24 protein-coding genes and 3 tRNA genes are annotated in these 22,209 nt (G+C 69.8%); 16 read left to right on the top strand and 11 right to left on the bottom strand.

Translation table 11 applies throughout. From position 1 onward, the window contains the following. Nucleotides 1-113: 113 nt before the first annotated feature. The 4 genes from G5C51_RS15805 to G5C51_RS15790 all read left to right on the top strand — a co-directional run bounded on the left by G5C51_RS15805 (nt 114) and on the right by G5C51_RS15790 (nt 1,769). A complete protein-coding gene (locus G5C51_RS15805; RefSeq protein ID WP_165237703.1) occupies nt 114-284 on the top strand; it encodes a hypothetical protein in 171 nt (56 codons plus the stop codon). An 83-nt stretch (nt 285-367) separates the two neighbouring features. Then, nucleotides 368-763 carry a BlaI/MecI/CopY family transcriptional regulator gene (locus G5C51_RS15800; RefSeq protein ID WP_165237701.1) on the top strand — a complete coding sequence of 132 codons (396 nt, stop codon included), beginning with the start codon at nt 368-370 and terminating at the stop codon, nt 761-763. A 9-nt stretch (nt 764-772) separates the two neighbouring features. Beyond that, complete coding sequence (locus tag G5C51_RS15795) at nt 773-1,291, top strand: amino-acid N-acetyltransferase (RefSeq protein ID WP_165237699.1); 519 nt, start codon at nt 773-775, stop codon at nt 1,289-1,291. Between the two features lie 145 nt (nt 1,292-1,436). Next, nucleotides 1,437-1,769 carry an Lsr2 dimerization domain-containing protein gene (locus G5C51_RS15790; protein ID WP_165237697.1) on the top strand — a complete coding sequence of 111 codons (333 nt, stop codon included), beginning with the start codon at nt 1,437-1,439 and terminating at the stop codon, nt 1,767-1,769. 76 nt (nt 1,770-1,845) lie between these two features. Here G5C51_RS15790 and G5C51_RS15785 read toward each other — a convergent pair whose 3' ends face one another. Next, on the bottom strand, nt 1,846-2,292 hold the full coding sequence (locus G5C51_RS15785) for a hypothetical protein (protein ID WP_165237695.1): 447 nt from the start codon (nt 2,290-2,292) through the stop codon (nt 1,846-1,848). Between the two features lie 421 nt (nt 2,293-2,713). Between G5C51_RS15785 and G5C51_RS15780 the strand changes: the two genes are divergently transcribed. Together G5C51_RS15780 and G5C51_RS15775 are read left to right on the top strand one after the other, a co-directional pair. Continuing rightward, the gene (locus tag G5C51_RS15780) at nt 2,714-5,242 is read left to right on the top strand and encodes an ATP-dependent Clp protease ATP-binding subunit (protein ID WP_165237693.1); all 2,529 of its coding nucleotides are present in this window, start codon (nt 2,714-2,716) and stop codon (nt 5,240-5,242) included. A gap of 342 nt (nt 5,243-5,584) precedes the next feature. Then, nucleotides 5,585-6,073 (top strand): M23 family metallopeptidase, encoded by a 489-nt coding sequence (locus G5C51_RS15775; RefSeq protein WP_165237691.1) that lies wholly within the window; start codon nt 5,585-5,587, stop codon nt 6,071-6,073. A gap of 5 nt (nt 6,074-6,078) precedes the next feature. On the opposite strand, the gene G5C51_RS15770 is transcribed toward G5C51_RS15775, so the two are convergent. After that, the gene (locus G5C51_RS15770) at nt 6,079-6,636 is read right to left on the bottom strand and encodes a TetR/AcrR family transcriptional regulator (protein ID WP_165237689.1); all 558 of its coding nucleotides are present in this window, start codon (nt 6,634-6,636) and stop codon (nt 6,079-6,081) included. Between the two features lie 126 nt (nt 6,637-6,762). Here G5C51_RS15770 and G5C51_RS15765 point away from each other — a divergent pair, with 126 nt between their 5' ends. The 3 genes from G5C51_RS15765 (at nt 6,763) to G5C51_RS15755 (ending at nt 9,312) form a co-directional block, all read left to right on the top strand. Further along, the gene (locus G5C51_RS15765) at nt 6,763-8,352 is read left to right on the top strand and encodes a DHA2 family efflux MFS transporter permease subunit (protein ID WP_165237687.1); all 1,590 of its coding nucleotides are present in this window, start codon (nt 6,763-6,765) and stop codon (nt 8,350-8,352) included. A 131-nt stretch (nt 8,353-8,483) separates the two neighbouring features. After that, nucleotides 8,484-8,876 carry a helix-turn-helix transcriptional regulator gene (locus tag G5C51_RS15760; RefSeq protein WP_165237707.1) on the top strand — a complete coding sequence of 131 codons (393 nt, stop codon included), beginning with the start codon at nt 8,484-8,486 and terminating at the stop codon, nt 8,874-8,876. A 25-nt stretch (nt 8,877-8,901) separates the two neighbouring features. Further along, the gene (locus tag G5C51_RS15755) at nt 8,902-9,312 is read left to right on the top strand and encodes a VOC family protein (RefSeq protein ID WP_165237685.1); all 411 of its coding nucleotides are present in this window, start codon (nt 8,902-8,904) and stop codon (nt 9,310-9,312) included. 4 nt (nt 9,313-9,316) lie between these two features. On the opposite strand, the gene G5C51_RS15750 is transcribed toward G5C51_RS15755, so the two are convergent. From G5C51_RS15750 to G5C51_RS15710, 9 genes are all read right to left on the bottom strand, one after another. Next, nucleotides 9,317-10,222, bottom strand: coding sequence for an A/G-specific adenine glycosylase (locus G5C51_RS15750; RefSeq protein WP_165237684.1), 906 nt, complete (start codon nt 10,220-10,222; stop codon nt 9,317-9,319). A gap of 83 nt (nt 10,223-10,305) precedes the next feature. Further along, nucleotides 10,306-10,381: transfer RNA gene (locus G5C51_RS15745), tRNA-Gly, on the bottom strand. A gap of 64 nt (nt 10,382-10,445) precedes the next feature. Continuing rightward, nucleotides 10,446-11,051, bottom strand: a complete 606-nt coding sequence (locus tag G5C51_RS15740) for a response regulator (protein ID WP_165237683.1) — start codon at nt 11,049-11,051, stop codon at nt 10,446-10,448. After that, nucleotides 11,048-12,268, bottom strand: coding sequence for a sensor histidine kinase (locus tag G5C51_RS15735; protein ID WP_165237682.1), 1,221 nt, complete (start codon nt 12,266-12,268; stop codon nt 11,048-11,050). Before G5C51_RS15735 ends, G5C51_RS15740 begins: the two co-directional genes overlap by 4 nt. Before the next feature lie 20 nt (nt 12,269-12,288). After that, on the bottom strand, nt 12,289-13,095 hold the full coding sequence (locus G5C51_RS15730; protein ID WP_165237681.1) for an ABC transporter permease: 807 nt from the start codon (nt 13,093-13,095) through the stop codon (nt 12,289-12,291). Then, nucleotides 13,092-14,030, bottom strand: coding sequence for an ABC transporter ATP-binding protein (locus tag G5C51_RS15725; protein WP_165237680.1), 939 nt, complete (start codon nt 14,028-14,030; stop codon nt 13,092-13,094). The genes G5C51_RS15730 and G5C51_RS15725 overlap by 4 nt, the downstream gene beginning before the upstream one ends. 130 nt (nt 14,031-14,160) lie before the next feature. Next, nucleotides 14,161-14,233, bottom strand: a tRNA-Gly gene (locus tag G5C51_RS15720). 27 nt (nt 14,234-14,260) lie between these two features. Further along, nucleotides 14,261-14,332 (bottom strand) — tRNA-Gly (locus G5C51_RS15715). Between the two features lie 105 nt (nt 14,333-14,437). After that, nucleotides 14,438-14,755 carry an Lsr2 dimerization domain-containing protein gene (locus G5C51_RS15710; protein ID WP_165237679.1) on the bottom strand — a complete coding sequence of 106 codons (318 nt, stop codon included), beginning with the start codon at nt 14,753-14,755 and terminating at the stop codon, nt 14,438-14,440. Nucleotides 14,756-15,045: 290 nt separating this feature from the next. Here G5C51_RS15710 and purS point away from each other — a divergent pair, with 290 nt between their 5' ends. From purS to purF, 7 genes are all read left to right on the top strand, one after another. After that, on the top strand, nt 15,046-15,297 hold the full coding sequence (gene purS, locus G5C51_RS15705) for a phosphoribosylformylglycinamidine synthase subunit PurS (RefSeq protein WP_165237677.1): 252 nt from the start codon (nt 15,046-15,048) through the stop codon (nt 15,295-15,297). After that, nucleotides 15,294-15,974 (top strand): phosphoribosylformylglycinamidine synthase subunit PurQ, encoded by a 681-nt coding sequence (gene purQ, locus G5C51_RS15700; RefSeq protein ID WP_165237675.1) that lies wholly within the window; start codon nt 15,294-15,296, stop codon nt 15,972-15,974. The genes purS and purQ overlap by 4 nt, the downstream gene beginning before the upstream one ends. Further along, nucleotides 15,971-18,220 (top strand): phosphoribosylformylglycinamidine synthase subunit PurL, encoded by a 2,250-nt coding sequence (gene purL / locus G5C51_RS15695; protein WP_165237673.1) that lies wholly within the window; start codon nt 15,971-15,973, stop codon nt 18,218-18,220. Before purQ ends, purL begins: the two co-directional genes overlap by 4 nt. A 70-nt stretch (nt 18,221-18,290) precedes the next feature. Further along, nucleotides 18,291-19,097: a maleylpyruvate isomerase family mycothiol-dependent enzyme gene (locus G5C51_RS15690; RefSeq protein ID WP_165237671.1), complete on the top strand. Its 807-nt coding sequence runs from the start codon at nt 18,291-18,293 to the stop codon at nt 19,095-19,097. 41 nt (nt 19,098-19,138) lie between these two features. Further along, complete coding sequence (locus G5C51_RS15685) at nt 19,139-19,657, top strand: helix-turn-helix domain-containing protein (RefSeq protein ID WP_165237669.1); 519 nt, start codon at nt 19,139-19,141, stop codon at nt 19,655-19,657. Nucleotides 19,658-19,673: 16 nt separating this feature from the next. After that, nucleotides 19,674-20,561, top strand: coding sequence for a M23 family metallopeptidase (locus G5C51_RS15680; RefSeq protein WP_240929684.1), 888 nt, complete (start codon nt 19,674-19,676; stop codon nt 20,559-20,561). A 105-nt stretch (nt 20,562-20,666) separates the two neighbouring features. Continuing rightward, the gene (gene purF, locus G5C51_RS15675) at nt 20,667-22,196 is read left to right on the top strand and encodes an amidophosphoribosyltransferase (RefSeq protein WP_165237667.1); all 1,530 of its coding nucleotides are present in this window, start codon (nt 20,667-20,669) and stop codon (nt 22,194-22,196) included. The last annotated feature ends 13 nt before the right edge of the window (nt 22,197-22,209 follow it).

Genomic DNA, 22,209 nt, shown 5'->3' with positions numbered 1-22,209 from the left:
CGGCCGCCCGGTGCCCACGCCCGCCGAGGTCTTCCCGCCCCGGCGCAAGCAGCCGCCCGCTCCGCAGGACCTGCTGCCCCAGGCGCGGACCGCCTGAGCGTAGGCTGAGCGGCATGGATTACGTCTCTGCCCTCGTGCCCCCGACGGTCATGGCGATCTTCTTCACGGTCCTGATCGTGAAGATCGTGAAGAACCAGGGCGGCCCGAACAAGGCCAAGGAAGACGCCGCCGTGGACGCCTCCATCGCTCAGGCGGAGGCGACCCGGCAGAAGTCTGCGGGCTGACCCGCCTCACCAGGGGCATGTCCGAAACGCCCTACTCGCCCTTCTAAAGGCGGGAACTCCGCATTCCGGCTAGGGTTCTACCTGTGGTGCGCCCATTGGGAGAACTCGAAGACGTCGTCATGACCCGGGTGTGGGAGTGGAACCGGCCGGTCACCGTCCGGGAAGTCCTGGAGGATCTCCAGCAGAACCGTTCCATCGCGTACACGACGGTCATGACCGTAATGGACAACCTCCATCAGAAGGGCTGGCTGCGCCGCTCTTCCGAAGGCCGCGCCTATAGATATGAGGCGGTCTCCACCCGCGCCGCCTACTCCGCCGCCCTCATGAACGAGGCCTGGGCCGCCAGCGACAACCCGGCGGCCGCTCTTGTCGCCTTCTTCGGGATGATGTCCCAGGAACAGATCGAGGCCTTGCGGGATGCGTTACGCGTTGTGCATCTAGAGCAACCCGGTGACACACCGGATGTGTCCGAGCGATAACGTCCGGTCATGCCCACGCTTTCCAATCAGGTCACGGTCCGGCGAGCCAGGACCAGTGACGTCCAGGCCATCCGCCGGCTGCTGGATCCGTACGCGGGTGAGGGGATCCTGCTCGGCAAAGAGACCGTCACGCTTTACGAGGACATCCAGGAGTTCTGGGTCGCGGAACGCGACGCGGATGCCGAGGTCATCGGCTGCGGCGCGCTGCATGTGATGTGGGAGGACCTTGCCGAGGTCCGCACCCTGGTGGTGGACCCGCGGGCCAAGCGCGGCGGGGTCGGACACCTGGTTCTCGACAAGTTGTTGCAGACCGCGAGGTGGCTCGGCGTACGGCGGATTTTCTGCCTGACCTTCGAAGTCGACTTCTTCGGGAAGCACGGCTTCACCGAGATCGGCGAGACGCCCGTGGACGGTGATGTCTACAGCGAGCTGCTGCGCTCCTATGACGAGGGAGTGGCGGAGTTCCTGGGGCTGGAGCGGGTGAAGCCGAACACTCTCGGGAACAGCCGCATGCTGCTTCAGCTCTAACCCTCGACTCCAACCCGATATGTCCGAATTAGCGCGTTTATTGTCCGGTCACTTGCGGTCGATTCTTGTCCAGGGTTTGTGTTTTCTCCGAAAAGGGGGTTTGCTTTCGCCCAGTACTCGTTGTTTTCGATGAAAGGGATGCCCGGTGGCACAGAAGGTTCAGGTCCTTCTAGTGGATGACCTCGACGGCGGCGAGGCGGACGAGACCGTAACGTTCGCGCTTGATGGCAAGCAGTACGAGATCGACCTCAGCACCAAGAACGCCGACAAGCTCCGTGGCGCGCTGGAGCAGTTTGTCACGAAGGGCCGCCGTACCGGTGGCCGTGGCACTCGTGGCAAGGGTCGTGCGGCCGCTTCCGGCGGCAGCCAGGACACCGCGAAGATCCGCGCCTGGGCGAAGGAGAACGGCTACGAGGTCAATGACCGCGGCCGCGTTCCGGCCTCGGTGCGTGAGGCCTACGAGAAGGCCAACGGCTGAGTCCGCCGCGTAAGCGACGGCTTTATTTCAGAGCGGGGGCGCCCCTTAGGCGCCCCCGTCAGCTATTTCCGGCCGCTTACCGGGACGCGGCCGCAGGGCGCCCCAGGGCCGGATACAGCAGCGTCGTCCGGTGACAGGCAGTGGCCGCCGCGGCCACCAGCCGCACCAGATCCGGCGCCCCGGGGGCCGCGCCGCCCAGCCGCATCGCCGGCAGCCGCGCCGCCACGTCGGGCGCAGGCGGCCGCAGCCACACCGCCCCTTCCCAGGCCGCCTCGGCCCCGGGGAAGGCCCGCAGATCGAGCGGAATCCCGCCCCACTCCAGCCAGTCCAGCAGCTCGGGCACCAGCGCCGCGCTGCCCGGCGCCACCAGGAACCGCAGCCGCCGCCCCCGCCGGGCCACCGGGCCCGTACGCAGCCCGCGGCGGCCCAGCACCGCGAAGCCGGCCGCGGCCGGGACGTCGAGCACGTCTCCGTACGGCGCCGGTACGCGCTGGCGCGGCAGCGCCGGGGCAGGTGCGGTCATGCCCGGATCAACGGCCACCGACCACGCAGAGTTACGGCTGAACGCCGGTCGGTCGCGGTGCGTATCGGTGCGTACCGGGATGGAGCGCAAGCTTGTTCGCCGTTAGCGCAGGGAAGCAGGCCCGAAATCGCATGGGCCCGCACCCTTAACGGGTAAGACTTGGCTAGTGAGAGCGATGGACCCGATGGTCGCGGATGGCTCGCGTTCGCCATGGGCGTAGCGGCAATGAGCGTATATGCCTGGCCTGGGGGAACATCGTTCCGCACCATCGGGTTGGAGCTGTTGTCGGCTGTTCGGGCAGGAGGCCATGGACGGGTGTCGGCAGTTGGAATGAGCGGTCCCCGCTTGCGGGACTAAGCTGCGGAAGGACAGGGAGGGGACCGACCCCTTTACTGCCTGACCGCTCTGAGGAGCGATAACGATGTTCGAGAGGTTCACCGACCGCGCGCGGCGGGTTGTCGTCCTGGCCCAAGAAGAGGCCCGGATGCTCAACCACAACTACATCGGCACCGAGCACATCCTCTTGGGTCTGATCCATGAGGGTGAGGGTGTCGCCGCTAAGGCCCTGGAGAGCCTCGGGATTTCGCTCGAGGCGGTCCGCCAGCAGGTTGAGGAGATCATCGGCCAGGGCCAGCAGGCCCCGTCCGGCCACATCCCCTTCACCCCCCGGGCCAAGAAGGTGCTGGAGCTGTCGCTCCGCGAGGCCCTTCAGCTGGGGCACAACTACATCGGCACCGAGCACATCCTGCTCGGCCTGATCCGCGAGGGCGAGGGCGTCGCCGCCCAGGTCCTCGTGAAGCTGGGCGCCGACCTCAACCGCGTCCGCCAGCAGGTCATCCAGCTGCTGTCGGGCTACCAGGGCAAGGAGGCCGCCACCGCCGGCGGCCCGCAGGAGGGCACCCCCTCCACTTCCCTGGTCCTTGATCAGTTCGGCCGCAACCTCACCCAGGCGGCGCGCGAATCCAAGCTCGACCCGGTCATCGGGCGCGAGAAGGAGATCGAGCGCGTCATGCAGGTGCTGTCGCGCCGTACGAAGAACAACCCGGTCCTGATCGGTGAGCCCGGCGTCGGTAAGACCGCCGTCGTGGAGGGTCTTGCCCAGGCCATCGTCAAGGGCGAGGTGCCCGAGACCCTGAAGGACAAGCACCTCTACACCCTGGACCTCGGCGCCCTGGTCGCCGGCTCCCGTTACCGCGGTGACTTCGAGGAGCGCCTGAAGAAGGTGCTCAAGGAGATCCGCACCCGCGGCGACATCATCCTGTTCATCGACGAGCTGCACACGCTGGTCGGCGCGGGCGCGGCCGAGGGCGCGATCGACGCGGCCTCGATCCTCAAGCCCATGCTGGCGCGCGGCGAGCTGCAGACCATCGGTGCCACCACGCTGGACGAGTACCGCAAGCACCTGGAGAAGGACGCGGCCCTGGAGCGCCGCTTCCAGCCGATCCAGGTCGCCGAGCCCTCGCTGCAGCACACCATCGAGATCCTCAAGGGCCTGCGGGACCGTTACGAGGCCCACCACCGCGTCTCCATCACGGACGCCGCGCTGGTGGCCGCGGCCACCCTGGCCGACCGGTACATCTCGGACCGCTTCCTGCCGGACAAGGCGATCGACCTGATCGACGAGGCCGGCTCCCGGATGCGTATCCGCCGGATGACCGCGCCGCCGGACCTGCGCGAGTTCGACGAGAAGATCGCCGACGTGCGCCGGGAGAAGGAGTCGGCCATCGACTCCCAGGACTTCGAGCTCGCCGCCGGCCTCCGCGACAAGGAGAAGCAGCTGCTGGCCGCGAAGGCCAAGCGGGAGAAGGAATGGAAGGCCGGCGACATGGATGTCGTGGCCGAGGTCGACGAGGAGCTGATCGCCGAGGTCCTGGCCACGGCGACGGGTATCCCGGTCTTCAAGCTGACCGAGGAGGAGTCCTCGCGTCTGCTGCGGATGGAGGACGAGCTCCACAAGCGGGTCATCGGCCAGGAGGACGCCATCAAGGCGCTCTCGCAGGCGATCCGCCGTACTCGGGCCGGTCTGAAGGACCCGAAGCGTCCCGGTGGCTCGTTCATCTTCGCCGGCCCGTCCGGTGTCGGTAAGACCGAGCTGTCGAAGACCCTCGCGGAGTTCCTCTTCGGCGACGAGGACGCGCTGATCCAGCTCGACATGTCCGAGTTCTCGGAGAAGCACACGGTCTCGCGGCTGTTCGGTTCGCCGCCCGGCTACGTGGGCTACGAAGAGGGCGGTCAGCTGACCGAGAAGGTGCGGCGCAAGCCGTTCTCCGTGGTGCTCTTCGACGAGGTCGAGAAGGCGCACCCGGACATCTTCAACTCGCTGCTGCAGGTGCTGGAGGACGGTCGCCTGACCGACTCCCAGGGCCGGGTCGTGGACTTCAAGAACACGATCATCATCATGACGACCAACCTCGGCACCCGGGACATCTCCAAGGGCTTCAACCTGGGCTTCGCCGCCCAGGGCGACGTCAAGACCGGGTACGAGCGGATGAAGTCCAAGGTCAACGAGGAGCTGAAGCAGCACTTCCGCCCCGAGTTCCTGAACCGTGTCGACGACACGGTGGTCTTCCACCAGCTCACGCGGGACAACATCATCGAGATCGTGGATCTGCGGATCTCCGAGCTGGATGAGCGTCTGAAGGACCGCGACATGGGCCTGGAGCTCTCGACGGCGGCCAAGGAGCTGCTGGCGAAGAAGGGCTTCGACCCGGTGCTGGGCGCCCGGCCGCTGCGCCGTTCCGTCCAGCGCGAGATCGAGGACACGCTCTCGGAGAAGATCCTCTTCAACGAGCTGCGCCCCGGTCAGATCGTGGTCGTCGACACGGAGGGCGAGGGCGAGGAAGCCACCTTCACCTTCCGCGGCGAGGAGAAGTCGGCGCTGCCCGACGCTCCGCCGGTGGACGCCGCCGCGGGCGGCACTGCCGGGCCGAACCTCAGCAAGGAGGCGTAAGCGCCTCCCGGCGCTCAACGCGAGAGCCGCCCCGGACCCGAAAGGGTCCGGGGCGGCTCTTTTGTTGTGGCATGTAGCACAGTCATTTTCCACATACTAGGGTGTTTAGTAGGTGCGCCTTTCCAAAGGCCCGGACCTTCGGCCCGGTCGGCCTGGGGTCTTTGGGCCTCTGTGTAGACACCGCAGCTCAGAGCGGGCGCGACGGAGGGCTTCCACGTCCTGAGGCAAGGGCCGTAATGCCCTATCTGCCGCTACGAGCGGAGCTAGTAACCGGCATTTTTGGGTGCCTCGGAATTACGGGTTACCAATGATTGGTCGTCCCAATCTGAGAGGTAATCCGGAATGTCTAAGCGTGCCAAGTTCACCGCCGCCGGCGTCGGCGTTGCGATAGCCCTTACCGGCGCCGGCGTGGCGAACGCCGCCCCCTCCTGGGTCTCGCCGGTCAGCGACCCGTACACCTTCACCGGGCAGTACAACCAGGGCGGCGCCCGCTGGGCCGCCAAGCACTCCGGCCAGGACTTCGCCGCGCCGACCGGCACCAAGGTGCACTCCGCGCACGGCGGCACCGTCGTAGAGGCGGGCTGGGGCGGGGCCTACGGCAACAACATCGTGATCAAGCACGCCGAGGGCGTGTACACCCAGTACGGCCACCTGTCGAAGATCAACGTGAGCCTGGGCCAGAAGGTCAGCACCAACCAGGTCATCGGCCTGATCGGCACCACCGGCAATTCGACCGGCCCGCACCTGCACTTCGAGGTCCGCACCACGCCGTACTACGGCTCGGCCGTGAACCCGATCGTCTTCCTGCAGAACAAGGGCGTGAAGTTCTGAGCGGATTACGCGTGGTGAGCCGCACTCACCAGCTCCTGGGCGACTTCGAGGACAGCCTTCCGCTTGTCCTCGGGGTCGCCCTCGACGTCTTTCATGGCGAACATGCCGGCGTGCATGCTGAACAGCGCCGTCACGCAGCGCGCCTGGTCCTTGAGGCTCGCGTCCTTGTCGCGGAGCAGGCCCATCATCGTGATCATGCGCTCCTTGAAGCGCTCCCCGATGTTCAGCTCCCGCACCGTCGCCTGGTTCTCCTGCATGAAGCGGAAAAGCTCCGAGCAGTCCTGCAGCGCCTCGCTGTAGCGGGACAGCAGCAGCTTTTTCGTCTCCAGCGTCCGCGGCTGCTTCTCACCCCACGCGATCAGCTCGTCCAAGGGCCGGGTCAGGTCCTCGAAGAGGCTGATCAGGATGTCTTCCTTGGTCTTGAAGTGGTAGTACAGCGCCGCCTTCGTGACCTCGAGCCGCTCGGCGATCTCCCGGAGCGACGTCTTCTCGTACCCGCGCTCGGCGAAGAGCTCCAGTGCTACGTCCTGGATCCGCTGGCGGGTGTCACCCCTGCTGCCCATCCGCTTCGCTCCTCTACCTGGTGTTTGCCGAGCCTTGACCATACTAACTTGACGACCGGCTAGTGGCTGCGTACCTTCTCCAGTGTAGCCAACTAGCCGGACGACAAGTAAGTAAGGGGACGGGGTATGTCTCAGCAGAACGACGCGGTTCCGGACGCGATACCGGAAGCACCACCGCAGAAGAACATCTGGTTCGTGATGTTCGGCCTCATGATCACCATGATGCTGGCCATGCTCGACAACCTGATCGTCGGCACCGCTATGCCCACGATCGTCGGCGAGCTCGGTGGCCTGGACCACCTCTCGTGGGTCGTCACCGCCTACACCCTCGCCATCGCCGTCTCCACCCCGCTGTGGGGCAAGTTCGGCGACATGTACGGCCGCAAGGGCATCTTCATGTCCTCGATCGTGCTGTTCCTGATCGGCAGCGTGCTGAGCGGCATGGCACAGGACATGGGCCAGCTCATCGCCTTCCGCGCCGTGCAGGGCCTCGGCGGCGGCGGTCTGATCGTCGGCGTCATGGCGATCATCGGCGACCTGGTGCCGCCGCGGGAGCGCGGCAAGTACCAGGGCATGATGGCCGCGGTCATGGGCATCGCCACCATCGGCGGCCCGCTGGTCGGCGGCACCATCACCGACCACCTCGGCTGGCGCTGGGCCTTCTACATCAACCTGCCGCTCGGCGTGGTCGCGCTCTTCGTGATCTCCTCCGTGCTGCACCTGCCGAAGAAGCGGATCAAGGCGAAGATCGACTACCTGGGCGCGGGGCTGCTCTCCGTCGGGCTCACCGCGCTGGTGCTGGTCACCTCGTGGGGCGGCACCGAGTACGACTGGGCGTCGGTCCAGATCATCGGCCTGGCGATCACCGGCGTCGTGGCGCTCGCCGCCTTCATCTGGGCGGAGACGCGGGCCGCGGAGCCGATCATCCCCCTGCGGATCTTCAAGAACGGCAACTTCTCCCTGATGAACGTCGTCGGCTTCATCGTCGGCTTCGTGATGTTCGGCGGGACCACCTTCCTGCCGCTCTATCAGCAGAGCGTCCAGGGCGCGAACGCCACCAACTCCGGCCTGCTGCTGCTCCCGATGATGCTGCCGGTCATGATCGTGTCGCTCTTCGTCGGCCGCGTCATCACCTCGACCGGCAAGTACAAGGTCTTCCCGATCATCGGCGGCGCCCTGATGGTCCTCGGCATGTACCTGCTGTCCACCATGGGCACCGGCACCACCCGCCTGACCTCGGGCATCTTCATGGCCATCCTCGGCGCCGGCATGGGCTTCCTGATGCAGACCACGATGCTGGTCGGCCAGAACAGCCTGGAGATGCGCGACATGGGCTCCGGCTCGTCGACGATCACCCTGACCCGTACGATCGGCGGCTCCTTCGGCGTCGCGCTGATGGGCTCGATCTTCAGCAGCCAGGTCGCGGACACCCTGAAGGAGCGTTCCCCCGAGGCCGCGGCGAAGCTCTCCGGCAACGCCCAGCTGCCGCCGGAGGCGATCGCGGGGCTCCCGGGCCAGATCAAGGACGCCTACTTCCACGCCGTCTCCGCCGGCACCCACCACGTGTTCCTGTGGGGCGCGGGCGTCGCGCTCCTCGCCTTCCTGGCCACCTGGTTCGTCAAGGAGGTGCCGCTGAAGGGCGCCGCCCCGAAGAAGAAGGGCGACGGCGACGACGCACCGCAGGCCGCCGTCGAGGGCGAGGCCGTGAAGGCCTGACCGCCCACCCGAGACCGGCCGCGTCCCCTCCGCAGTAGCGGGCGGAGGGGACGCGGCCTTCTTCACGGGCTCTTACGCTCAAAGGCGTGCACCCGAACGACCTGCGCCGCCTCCGCCTGGCCAAGGACGCCATGGACCGGGACTTCGCCGACCCGGAGCTCGACCTGGACGCGTCAGCGGCGGCCGCCGGCTACTCCCGCTACCACTTCGTCCGCGCCTTCAAGGCGGCGTACGGGGAGACGCCCGGGCAGTACCTGTCCCGGCGGCGCATCGACCGGGCCCAGGACATGCTGCGCACCTGCGATCTGTCCGTGACGGAGATCTGCACTCTGGTCGGCTTCGCCAGTCTGGGGAGCTTCTCCACCGCCTTCAAGAAGCAGACCGGCCAGACGCCGGGGGAGTACCGGCGCACCCACGTCGGGAAGGGTGCCGCGCTGATTCCCGGCTGCTTCGCGCTGCTGTGGACGGGCGGCTTCAAGCCGCGGATCGAGGAGACAGAGCGCAATTCTGGAGAAGCGCGGTGAGCCGGGCGCTGCCTACCGTAAAAGCATGATTACGAACCTTGCCCTCACCACCGTCTGGACCACCGACCAGCAGCGGACCCTGAAGTTCTTCACCGACAAGCTCGGCTTCGAGGTCCGCGACGACGTCGAGATGGGTCCGGACATGCACTGGATCACCGTCGGCGCACCCGACCAGCCGGACGTCTCGCTGGCCCTGATGCGCCCCGACGGCCCCGGCCTCGACCCGGAGTCGGCCGAGGCGCTGACCAAGCTGGTGAGCAAGGGCGTGCTGGGCGCCGGGGCGTTCCGCGCCAAGGACTGCCACGCCACCTACCGGGAGCTGAAGGACAAGGGCGTGGAGTTCATCCAGGAGCCGCAGGAGCGCCCGTACGGGATCGAAGCGATCTTCCGGGACGACAACGGCAACTGGTACTCGCTCACCCAGGCGCGCGACTGACGGCTCACGCCCCCGGCAGCCGGTACACCCCGTCCGCCAGCGGCTCCACCAGCCCGTCCGATACGAGCCCGTCCAGCGCCCGCGCCCGCTGCACGGGCTCGTCCCACACCTGGTCGAGCGCCGCCTGCGGCACCGGCCCGTCCGCCTCGCGCAGCACCGCCAGCAGCCGGCCGCGGACCTGGCGGTCGGTGCCCGCGTAGGTCTGGCCGCGGCGCGGCGGGCCCTCGTACGCGGGCGAGCCCGCCTGCCGCCAGGCGCACTGCTGCGCGATGGGGCACGCGTGGCACGACGGGTTGCGCGAGGTGCACACCAGCGCGCCCAGCTCCATCGAGGCGGCCGCCCAGCGCGCGGCGGTGTCGTCGTCGTCGGGCAGCAGCTCGCGGGCGATGCGGCGCTCGGCGGCCGTGGTGGCGCCGGGCGGGAACTCGGTGCCGCTGATCGCCCGGGCGTAGACCCGGCGGACGTTGGTGTCCAGGACGGGATGGCGCTGTCCGTACGCGAACGAGGCCACCGCCGCCGCGGTGTACTCGCCGATGCCGGGCAGCGCGAGCAGCTGGGCGTGCCGGCGCGGGACATCGCCGTTGTGGCGTTCCTGTATGGCGACGGCGGCGGCGTGCAGGCGCAGGGCGCGGCGCGGATAGCCGAGCCGGCCCCAGGCGCGGACCGCCTCGCCGGGGGCCTCGTCGGCCAGGTTGGCGGGGCGGGGCCAGCGCGTCATCCACTGCTCGTATACGGGCAGCACCCGGTTCACGGGCGTCTGCTGCAGCATGAACTCGCTGACCATCACGCCCCAGGCGCCGGCCTCGGGGCGGCGCCAGGGCAGGTCGCGGGCGCAGCCGTCGAACCAGTCGATGACGGGTGCGTGCAGGGCCTCGGGGGCCGTCGTCGTGGTTTCGGTCGTCGCAGTCATGGCGTAACCGATCCTGGCACAGAAACGCGTCAGGCCCCGGTCACCATGACCGGGGCCTGCTGCATCTGCCGCATCGCGGCTGTTGGAGCGGACGACCGGGTTCGAACCGGCGACCTCAACCTTGGCAAGGTTGCGCTCTACCAGCTGAGCTACGTCCGCACTGCTCCAACTATAACCGACGTATTTCGTGCTCCAGGCCGCTGCGGCAAGGGCGCGAGCAGGGTCACAGCCAGCCGCGCTCGCGGGCCAGCCGGGCCGCGACGTGCCGGTTCTCGGCGCCGAGCTTCGCCGCGGCGGCGGAGAGGTAATTCCGTACGGTTCCGGGCGAGAGCGCCGCGCGGGCCGCGATCTCGGCGATCGGCGCCCCGTCCGCCGCCAGCTCCAGCAGCTCCGCCTCGCGCTCGGTCAGCGGGGAGTCGCCCGCGGCGATCGCGTCGGCCGCGAGTTCCGGGTCGACGTAGCGGCCGCCGGCGTGCACCGTACGGATGATCTCGGCGAGCCGCTGCGCCGACACCGTCTTGGGTACGAAGCCGCGCACGCCCGCGGCGAGGGCCTGCTTCAGTGCGCCGGCGCGGGCGTGGCTGGTGACGATCATCGGCGTGCACTCCGGCACGTCGGCGCGCAGCCGTGCCGCCACCGCGATGCCGTCGGGTCCCGGCATCTGCAGGTCGAGGACGGCCACATCGGGGCGGTGCGCCCGGGCCATGGCGAGCGCCTCGTCGCCCGAACCCGCCTCGGCGACCACGCCGATGTCGTCCTCGAGGGCGAGCAGCGCGGCGAGCGCGCCGCGGATGAGGTGCTCGTCGTCGGCCAGCAGCACCTTGATCACGTTTCGTCCTCCCAGGGGATCTGTGCCGTCAGCCGGAAGGTGCCGTCCGGACGCCGCTCGGTGGCCAGCGTGCCGCCCAGGTCGGCCAGCCGCTCGCGCAGGCCCGGCAGCCCGGTGCCGGTGCCCGCGTCGGCGGCCACGGCCCCGTCGTTCGCCATCACCAGCGCCACCGCGCCCGAGCCGGTCGCGCGCACCGACACCTCGCAGCGCGAGGCGCCGGACGCGTGCCGCAGCACATTCGTGGTGCCCTCGCGGACGACCCAGCCGAGCGCCGACTGGGTCTCGGCGGGCAGCCGCCCGGCCGGGCCTTCCTCGATCCGGCAGTCGATCCCGGCGGCTTCGAGTACGGACCTGGCGCCGGCCAGTTCGGCGTGCAGGTCGGCGGCGCGGTAGCCCCGTACCAGCGAACGGATCTCGCGCTGCGACTCCTGCGCGATCCGCTGCACCTCCACCATCTGGTCGACGGCCGCCTCCTGGCCGCGCCGCGCCAGCTTGACCGCGAGCTCGCTCTTCAGCGCCACGACGGCGAGATTGCGGCCCAGCACGTCGTGCAGGTCCCGGCTGAAGCGCAGCCGCTCCTCGGCGACGGCGAGCCGGGACTGGGTCTCCCGGGCCGCGACCAGCTCCTCGACGAGGTGCACGGCCCAGCCGGATAGGCGCATCGCCGCCGCCATGAACGGCACCAGGATCACGCTGACGCCGATGACGAGGGCCAGCGGCTCGCCCGACATACCGGTCGCGGCGCCCGCTCCGATCGACACCACCATCACCGCCGCGATGAGCACGGCGCCGGCGCGGAGCGGCAGCGCGAGGGCCGGCGGTCCGGCGGAGAACATCAGGAGCCACAGCAGGTACGGCCCCAGGTCCTTGTCATCGATACGGCCGTCGGCCAGCAGCACGCAGCCCAGGGCGGCGATGGCGAGGGTCACCGCGGTGAACAGCGCGACCAGCCCGTCGGGCCGGGGCCCGGCGCCGAGATAGTGCCGCAGGGCCGCGCGGATGAGCAGCAGCTGGACGCCGACGTGCGCCGCGCCCAGCACCGCCACCAAGGTGAGCCCGACCGCGCCGACGCCGTCTCCGGTGCGCCCCGCGATCCAGTACACCCACAGCCCCGCCTCGAAGACGGCGAAGAAGCCGACGCTGGAGAGCGTGTAGCGGCGGTAGCGGGCGGGGCCGTCCGGGCCCCCGAGCCGCTCCACCCAACTCGCCACGCTCATTCCCGGCCGCTCCTTGGCGCTCAACTCCGCGGTCCCCACCGGAACCGCCGGTGTACAGCAAACACGGCCACGCCCGTCCAGACCAAAGCCAGCAGCGTCAGCCGCAGCTGATCGACGGCACCCAGGTCCCCCGTCCAGCCGCCCCGCAGCAGGTCCATCACCGGCGAGAACGGCAGCCGGTCCGCCACCTCGGCCGCGGCGTCCGGCAGCAGCTCGCGCGGCGCGAAGACCCCGGACGCGGCCATGGTCACCAGCAGGAACGGCAGGAAGGTCAGCTGCGCGCTCTCCGCGGTACGGGTGAACGCCGCCGTCAGCGCCGCCCCCGCGACCAGCATCGCCATGCCGAGCAGCAGCCCGAGCACCACCAGATGCGGCGCGGGCGGCGCCGCGGCGTCCAGGAATACGGTCAACCCGACCGCCAGCAGCACGGACTGCACGAACGCCACCGCCAGCGCGGGCAGCGCGCTGCCGACGAGGATCTCCCAGTCGCGCACCTCACCGCTGCGCAGCCGCTTGAGCACGAGGCCCTCGCGGCGTACGACGTACACGCCGACCAGGTTCGTATAGACGGCGAAGAACAGCGCCGTCGCCAGCGCGCCGGGCAGCATGACGGTGGCGACCGACAGGCCGGTGCCGCCGAGGTCGAGGCCCTTGACCATGCCGCGCATCGCGAAGGCCGTCACGCTCGGCAGCAGCACCGCGGTGACCAGGGTCGCCCTGCTGCGCAGCAGCAGCGTCAGCTCGGCCCGCCCGAGGGCGGCGAGCCGGCCGCCGGCGGCGGTGGGCCGGCTGGTGGAGCCGGCCGGGGCCGGGGTCAGGGTGGTCATCGTGCCGCCTCCAGATCCTTCGCGATGTGCATGAACGCCTCTTCCAAGGTCGCCGAGCGGGCGTCCAGGGCCCGGAGTTGCAGGTCCTTGTCGGCGGCCCACAGCAGCAGCCCGGTCGCGGTGCGCTGCAGGTCACGGGTCTCCAGCCGGACCGACCTGCCGGTCTCCTCGTGCCCGGTGACGCCCAGCGGCGCCAGCGGCGGCAGGTCCCCCAGGAAGTGGCCCGGCGGCAGCTCGAAGCTGATCCGCGAGGGCCGCTCGGCGACGACGTCGGCGACCCGGCCGGCGGAGGCGATCATCCCTCCGTGCATGATCGCCAGCCGGTCGGCCAGCTGCTCGGCCTCCTCCAGGTAGTGCGTGGTGAGCACCACGGTCGTGCCGTTGTCCTTGAGCTGCCGGATCAATTCCCACGTGTCGCGGCGCGATTGCGCGTCGAGGCCGGTCGTCGGCTCGTCCAGGAAGAGCACCTCAGGGCGCCCGAGCAGCGCCAGCGCGAGGTCGAGACGGCGCCGCTCGCCCCCGGAGAGCTGCTTGACCCTTACGGACCGGCGCTCCGCCAGCCGCACGATCTCCAGCGCCTCGGTCACGGGCCGGGCGCCGCTGGTGCAGCCCGCCCACATCCGCGCGGTCTCCGCGACGGTCAGCTCCATCGGGAAGCCGCCCTCCTGCAGCATCACCCCGATCCGCGGGCGCACCGCGGCGCGATCGCGGTACGGGTCCCGGCCGAGCACCCGGACCTGGCCCGCCGAGGGCGCGGCCTGGCCCTCCAGCAGCTCGAGGGTGGAGGTCTTGCCGGCGCCGTTGGTGCCCAGCAGGGCGAAGAGTTCGCCGCGGCCGACGGCGAGGTCGATGCCGCGCACGGCCTCGTACGCGCCGTAGCTCCGCCGCAGTCCGGCGACTTCGATGACGGTGTCTGTTGCTCTTGCGTTCCCCATGCACTCCAGGCTCCCGGCGGGCGGGGACGTATGGGAGTGCGGCCTGTCACCGGCCTTGATGACAGATGTCATTCACGGCCCCGGGAACGCCGAAGGCCCTGGTCATAATGACCAGGGCCTTCGATTCACGAGCGGACGACCGGGTTCGAACCGGCGACCTCAACCTTGGCAAGGTTGCGCTCTACCAGCTGAGCTACGTCCGCGTGCTGCCGGAATACTACCAGCAGTCGAGCGGGTGACAGGAATCGCACACTGCGCCTCCCTCTTGGAAAGAGGGCGCTCTACTACTGAGCTACACCCGCGCGGCCGGGGCTGGGCTTTCACCCGCCCTGCGGCGCTGCGCAGACTCTAGCCCACGGCCGGGGGTGCGGCGCAAGTCGGTTGCTGCGGGCCCGTACTCCGGGACTTCAGTGCGCGGCCTCGAACTCCTCGTAGATCCGCTTCGGGATCCGCCCGCGGGCCGGGACCTCCTTGCCGTGCGACTGCGCCCAGGCCCGTACCGTCGCCGGGTCGGGGGCGAGGGAGGTGCGCTTGAAGGCCTTGCCCGAGTTCGAACGCTTGCGGCCGGCCTCGAGGTAGGGGGCCAGCGCGGTGCGCAGTTTCTTTGCATTGGTCTTGTTGAGGTCGATCTCGTACGACTTCCCGTCAAGACCGAAGATGACCGTCTCGGAAGCGTCGCCGCCCTCGATGTCGTCGGACAGGGTCACCACTACGCGCTGCGCCACGAAATCGGTCCTTTCATACGGCTCCGAGCGCCGCTGACGTGCGGTGTTTCGGAGATCCGGAGGGATATGGATCAGTGCTTTTTATTTCTAACAGCGGCAGCATTGATTGCGAAGCGGATTGATTTATCCCCGCGTGTCATGCCGCAATCTGGACCATACGATTTCTGCGGCTGCCTTCCAAGAGGGTATCGGTGCTGATGCTGTAACGTAACCGAGGATATCTACTCGCGTAGATTTTCGAACCCGGTACGCTGGCCGAACCGCCCCAACACCACCACCGGGAGCTACCAGTGGCACGCGTCGTAGTCGACGTCATGCTCAAGCCCGAGATCCTCGACCCGCAGGGACAGGCCGTTCAGCGCGCGCTGCCGCGCCTGGGCTTCGACGGGATCGCGGACGTCCGACAGGGCAAGCGCTTCGAGCTCGAGATCGAGGGGCCGGCCGATGAAGCCGCCCTTGCCGAGATCCGCAAGATGGCCGAGACGTTCCTCGCCAACACCGTCATCGAAGACTTCACCGTGCGCGTGGAGGACCAGCAGTGACTACCCGTATTGGCGTCGTCACTTTTCCGGGCAGTCTCGACGACCGGGACGCGCTGCGGGCCGTCAAGCTGGCCGGCGCCGAGCCGGTTTCGCTGTGGCACCGCGACAAGGACCTGCACCAGGTCGACGCGGTCGTCCTTCCGGGCGGCTTCTCGTACGGCGACTATCTCCGGGCCGGCGCCATCTCGCGCTTTTCGCCCGTCATGGAAACCGTCATCGGGCAGGCCAAGGCCGGCATGCCGGTGCTCGGCATCTGCAACGGCTTCCAGGTGCTGACGGAATCCCATCTGCTGCCGGGCGCCATGCTCCGTAACAACCACCTGCACTTCATCTGCAAGGACCAGAAGCTCCGGGTGGAGAACGCGGACACCGCCTGGACCGCGGATTACGAGTCCGGGCAGGAGATCTACATCCCGCTCAAGAACATCGACGGCCGCTACACCGCCGACGAGCGGACCCTGGACGAGCTGGAGGCCGAGGGGCGGGTCGCCTTCCGGTACGTGGACGGCAACCCCAACGGCTCGCTCCGCGACATCGCCGGCATCACCAACGCCGCCGGCAACGTCGTCGGCCTCATGCCGCACCCCGAGCACGCCGTCGAGCCGCTCATCGGCACCGGCCGCACCGACGGGCTCGGCTTCTTCACCTCGATCCTCAAGAGGCTGGTCAGCGCATGACTTTGGACAGCGTCAAGCACGCCGAACAGACCCCTGAGACCGAGCTCCCCTGGGCGGAGCTCGGCCTCAAGGAGAACGAGTACGCGCAGATCCGCGAGATCCTCGGCCGCCGCCCGACCGGCGCCGAGCTCGCCATGTACTCCGTTATGTGGTCGGAGCACTGCTCGTACAAGTCCAGCAAGGTGCACCTGAAGCAGTTCGGCGACAAGGCCCCGGCCTCCGACGCCATGCTCGTCGGCATCGGCGAGCAGGCGGGCGTCGTGGACGTCGGCCAGGGCTACGCGGTCACCTTCAAGGTCGAGTCCCACAACCACCCGTCGTACGTGGAGCCTTACCAGGGCGCCGCCACCGGCATCGGCGGCATCGTCCGCGACATCATCGCGATGGGCGCCCGCCCGGTCGCCGTCATGGACCCGCTGCGCTTCGGCGCCGCCGACCACCCGGACACCAAGCGGGTGCTGCCGGGCGTGGTCGCGGGCATCGGCGGCTACGGCAACTGCCTGGGCCTGCCGAACATCGGCGGCGAGGTCGTCTTCGACGACTGCTACCAGGGCAACCCGCTGGTCAACGCCCTCTGCGTGGGCGTGATGAAGCACGAGGACATCCACCTGGCGAAGGCCGCGGGCGTCGGCAACAAGGTCATTCTGTACGGCGCCAGGACCGGTGGCGACGGCATCGGCGGCGCCTCGATCCTCGCCTCCGAGACCTTCGACTCCAGCAAGCCGAGCAAGCGCCCGGCGGTCCAGGTCGGCGACCCGTTCCAGGAGAAGCTGCTCATCGAGTGCACCCTGGAGGCCTTCGCCGAGGACCTCGTCGTCGGCATCCAGGACCTGGGTGCGGCGGGGCTTTCCTGCGCGACGAGTGAGCTCGCCTCCAACGGCACCGGCGGCATGCGCGTCGAGCTCGACGATGTGCCGCTGCGCGACTCCACGCTCTCGCCCGAGGAGATCCTCATGAGCGAGTCGCAGGAGCGCATGTGCGCGGTCGTGGAGCCGGGCAAGGTCGACAAGTTCCTTGCCATCTGCGAGAAGTGGGACGTCATCGCCACCGTCATCGGCGAGGTGACCGACGGCGACCGGCTGGAGATCTTCTGGCACGGCGAGCAGATCGTCGACGTCCCGCCGCGCACGGTCGCGCACGACGGCCCCGTATACGAGCGGCCGATGGCGCGGCCCGAGTGGCTGGACGCGCTGCAGGCGGACGATGCGTCGAAGCTGGCGCGGGCGGCTGACGGCGACGAGCTGCGCGGGCAGGTCCTGAAGCTGGTCGCGTCCCCGAACCAGGCCGACAAGTCCTGGATCACGTCGCAGTACGACCGCTTCGTGCTGGGGAACACCGTGCTGTCCCAGCCGGAGGACTCCGGCATGATCCGTATCGACGACGAGACCGGCCTGGGCGTCGCCATCTCCACGGACGGCAACGGCCGTTACGCCAAGCTCGACCCGTACCAGGGTGCGCAGCTGGCGCTGGCGGAGTCGTACCGGAACGTGGCCGCGACCGGCGCCAAGCCGCTGGCGATCACCGACTGCCTGAACTTCCCGTCGCCGGAGGACCCGGCCGGCATGTGGCAGTTCGCCGAGGCCTGCAAGGGGCTCGCGGACGGCTGCCTGGAGCTGGGCACGCCGGTCACCGGCGGCAATGTCTCGCTCTACAACCAGACCGGCGACGCCGCCATCCACCCGACCCCGGTGGTCGGCGTGCTCGGCGTGATCGACGATGTCGCGCGCCGTACGCCGATGGCCTTCGCGGAGGAGGGTCAGCTGCTGTACCTCCTCGGCGACACCCGCGAGGAGTTCGGCGGCTCGGCCTGGTCGGACGTCATCCACGGCCACCTCGGCGGACAGCCGCCGGCGGTGGACCTGGAGCGGGAGCGGCTGCTCGGCGAGATCCTGATCTCGGCGTCGCGGGACGGCATGATCGACGCCGCCCACGACCTGAGCGACGGCGGTCTGATCCAGGCGGTCGTGGAGTCCTGCCTCAAGGGCGGCCACGGCGCGCGGCTGGTGCTGCCGGACGGGCTGGACGCGACGACGTTCCTGTTCTCCGAGTCCCAGGGGCGCGCGGTCGTCGCGGTGCCGCGGAGCGAGGAGCTCCGGTTTACGGACATGTGCGGCGCTCGCGGGCTGCCGGCGACCCGTATCGGCGTGGTGGACGGCGATGCCGTGGAGCTGCAGGGCCAGTTCAGCCTGCCGCTGAGCGAGCTCCGCTCCGTATGGGAAGCGACGATTCCGGCGCTCTTCGGCTGAGCGGCGAACAACGCGTGACGGCCCCCCGCCCGGGGACATTCCGGGCGGGGGGCCGCGTTACGCTCGCCGCATGCCTCCCGCCACCAAGCGCAAGCCGCGCACGTACGACCCGAAGAAGACCTGGGACGCGCTGAACGGGCAGCTGCAAGCGGTCCGTTCGCTCGCCGCCGGTCTCGGGGATGCCTCGCTCGCGCTGCCGTCCGGGCTGCCGGGGTGGGACGTGCGCACGCTGCTCGCGCACATCGCGCGGCAGGCCGACGCCGTCCCGCGGCTGCTCGCCGAGCCCGCGCCGGCGCGCGGCACCGCGGTGACGGACCTCAACAGCTGGGCCACGCTCACCTCGTCCATCGCGGACCGGATCGACACCGAGACGCACGAGGTGGTGGCCGCGGCGCCGGACGTCGTCGCCGAACTCGACGCCGTCGCCGGGCGGCTGGCCGCCTGCCGCGAGGAGGCGCTGCGCGCCGACCGCATCGTGCCGCACGCCTTCGGCGCCATGCGCGCGCTCGACTTCACGGTGACCCGCCTCGTCGAACTCGCCGTGCACAGCGACGACCTCGCGCGGGCGACGGGCGTCGAGGTGGCCCTGAACCGCCACGCGCTCGCGGGCGCCGTCCGGCTGCTGGCCGACGCGCTCGCGGCGAAGGCGCCGGGCGGCGCGGTGGAGGTGCGGATCCCGCCGTACGCGGTGGTGCAGTGCATCGAGGGGCCGCGGCACACCCGGGGCACGCCGCCGAATGTCGTGGAGACCGGCCCGCTGACCTGGCTGCGGCTCGCCACGGGCCGTACGACCTGGGGTGATGCCCTCGATGCGGCCGCCGTCAGCGCGAGCGGGGAGCGGGCGGATCTGGGTGCGGTGCTGCCCGTTCTCGGCTGATCCGCTTGCCAAGTATTCCGTAATTCCGTAACTTCGAAGTTGTGGAGCTTGCCGAGCGCATCGCGGAGCTGGAGCGGCGGGTCGCCGCCCTGGAAGGGACGGACCGGCCGCGGACAGCCGCGCCTGCAGGAGACGCCTTCTGGGCCCTGGAGGGCCTGAAGGCGCAGCTCGCCGAGGCCGGCGATGAAGCCGCGGACGGCGGCGTGCTGTTCACCGGTGCCGTCGCGCTGCCGACCGAGCTGCGTTACGAGTGGCAGTACGGCCTCGGCACCGGCGAACTGCTCGACGAGGGGCACGACGACGACGTCGCCGAGGCGCTCTCCGCCCTCGGCCACCCCGTCCGCCTCCGCCTGCTCCGCGAGATCCTCGGCGGCCATCAGACCACCGCCGAGCTGACCGGTCTCGACGGCAGCGGCAGCACGGGCCAGCTCTACCACCACCTGCGCCAGCTCACGGCGGCCGGCTGGCTGCACTCCGCGGGGCGGGGGCGGTACGCCGTCCCCGGCACCCGCGTGGTGCCGCTGCTGGTGCTGCTGGCGGCGGCGCGACGACAACCATGAACTGGGGGACACGGACATGCGACAGGACAGGACCAAGCGCGGCATCGCGAAGCGGACCGTGCGCACGCTCCAGTTGCTGGGGGCCCTGGTGCTCCTGGCGATGGGCTTCGGCCTGCTGGATGCGGTGAAGGAGGCGTCGTACGGGCGCTGGGTGCAGCTCACGGCCACGGTGCTGTGGGGATCGCTGATGGTGGAGTTCGTGTTCGACCTGATCGGCGGGGCCCGGAGGCGCAAGGCCCCGGCGGACGACGCCGAACCGGTCACCGTCGCCGCCCCCGTCCGCGGACGCTGGAAGGCCCACAACAGCCCCGCCGACAAGGTCCCGAGCCACGGCACGCACCATCTCGGGCAGACCTACGCCATCGACATCGTCCGGGTGCCGGAGGACACCGGCTCGCCCGCGTTCGGCTGGTGGCCGGTGTTCCGGCGGAACGAGGACTTCCCGGCGTACGGGAGCCCGATCCTCGCGCCCGGCGCGGGCACCGTCGTGTCCGCCGTCGACTGGCGCCGCGACCACCGGGCGCGCAACAGCTGGCCCGCGCTGGTGTACTTCATGGTCGTGGAGCAGATCGCCCGCAGCATGGGCCCCAAGAGCGGCATCCTCGGCAATTTCGTGACCGTCGAGCTGGACGGCGGCTCTGCATCGGGGAGCCCCGTGTACGCCCTCTACGCCCACCTCAAGCGCGGCTCCGTCGCCGTACGCCCCGGGGACCGGGTCACCGCAGGGCAGCAGCTTGCCGAGTGTGGCAACACCGGCAACAGCACCGAGCCGCACCTGCACTTCCAGCTCATGGACGCCGCCGACCCGGACGCCGCCAAGGGCGTTCCGTTCGCCTGGGAGGGGGTCGGGGTGCCCGCGAACGGGGAGCACTTCGCGGTGGCGAACCAGTCCACCGCCGCGTGATTCCCGTCACCCGCCCCGCGGCGGAGGCCGTTCACCAGGCCGGAGCGGCCCCGCCGCCGCGGCATCGCGTCCCGGCGCCCCTCGCGACTGTCCTACACTCGAAGCGTGCTACGACGTGGCCCCAACAACGATGGCCGACTCAACCACGATCTGCTCCCCGGCGAGAAGGGCCCCCAGGACGCTTGCGGCGTCTTCGGTGTCTGGGCCCCGGGTGAAGAGGTCGCCAAGCTCACCTATTTCGGGCTGTACGCGCTGCAGCACCGGGGACAGGAGTCCGCCGGCATCGCGGTGAGCAACGGCTCCCAGATCCTGGTCTTCAAGGACATGGGCCTGGTCTCACAGGTCTTCGACGAGACATCGCTCGGCTCGCTCCAGGGGCACATCGCCGTCGGGCACGCGCGCTACTCCACCACCGGCGCCTCCGTCTGGGAGAACGCCCAGCCGACCTTCCGCGCCACCGCCCACGGCTCGATCGCCCTCGGCCACAACGGCAACCTCGTCAACACCGCCGAGCTCGCCACCCTGGTCGACAAGCTCCCGAGCGACAACGGCCGCGCCACCAAGGTCGCCGCCACCAACGACACCGACCTGGTCACGGCGCTGCTCGCCGGCCAGGTCGACGAGGACGGCAAGCCGCTGACCGTCGAGGAGGCCGCCCCGCTGGTCCTCCCGCAGGTCCAGGGCGCCTTCTCGCTCGTCTTCATGGACGAGAACACGCTGTACGCCGCCCGCGACCCGCAGGGCATCCGCCCGCTGGTCCTGGGCCGCCTGGAGCGCGGCTGGGTGGTCTGCTCCGAGACCGCCGCCCTCGACATCGTCGGCGCCTCCTTCGTACGCGAGGTGGAGCCCGGCGAGATGGTCGCCATCGACGAGAACGGCCTGCGCGCCCAGCGCTTCACCGAGGCAAAGCCGAAGGGCTGCGTCTTCGAGTACGTGTATCTCGCCCGCCCCGACAGCGACATCGCCGGGCGGAACGTCTACCTCTCCCGCGTCGAGATGGGCCGCAAACTGGCCGCCGAGGCGCCGGCCGAGGCCGATCTGGTGATACCGACTCCGGAGTCCGGCACCCCCGCCGCCGTCGGCTTCGCCGAGGCCAGCGGCATTCCGTACGGCGCCGGGCTGGTGAAGAACAGCTACGTGGGCCGGACCTTCATCCAGCCCTCCCAGACCATCCGGCAGCTCGGCATCCGCCTCAAGCTCAACCCGCTGAAGGAAGTCATCCGCGGCAAGCGGCTGGTGGTCGTCGACGACTCGATCGTCCGCGGCAACACCCAGCGCGCGCTCGTGAAGATGCTCCGCGAGGCGGGCGCCGCCGAGGTGCACATCCGGATCTCCTCGCCGCCGATCAAGTGGCCGTGCTTCTTCGGCATCGACTTCGCCACCCGCGCCGAGCTGATCGCCAACGGCATGACGGTCGACGAGATCGGCAAGTCGCTGGGCGCGGACTCGCTCGCGTACATCTCCACCGACGCGATGATCGAGGCGACCACGATCCCGAAGGACGACCTCTGCCGGGCCTGCTTCGACGGCGAGTACCCGATGGACCTGCCCGACCCGGAGCTGCTCGGCAAGCACCTGCTGGAGACCGAGGTCGCCGGCGGCCGGGACGCGGCCGACGCACTGCGCCGCCCGTAAGCGCCGCGCCTTT

It is taken from the genome of Streptomyces coryli (genome assembly GCF_011044975.1).
GTDB classification, from domain to species: Bacteria; Actinomycetota; Actinomycetes; order Streptomycetales; family Streptomycetaceae; genus Streptomyces; species Streptomyces coryli.
The sequence above is the reverse complement of the archived record's forward strand: the minus strand, read 5'-3'. Positions and strand labels throughout refer to the sequence as shown.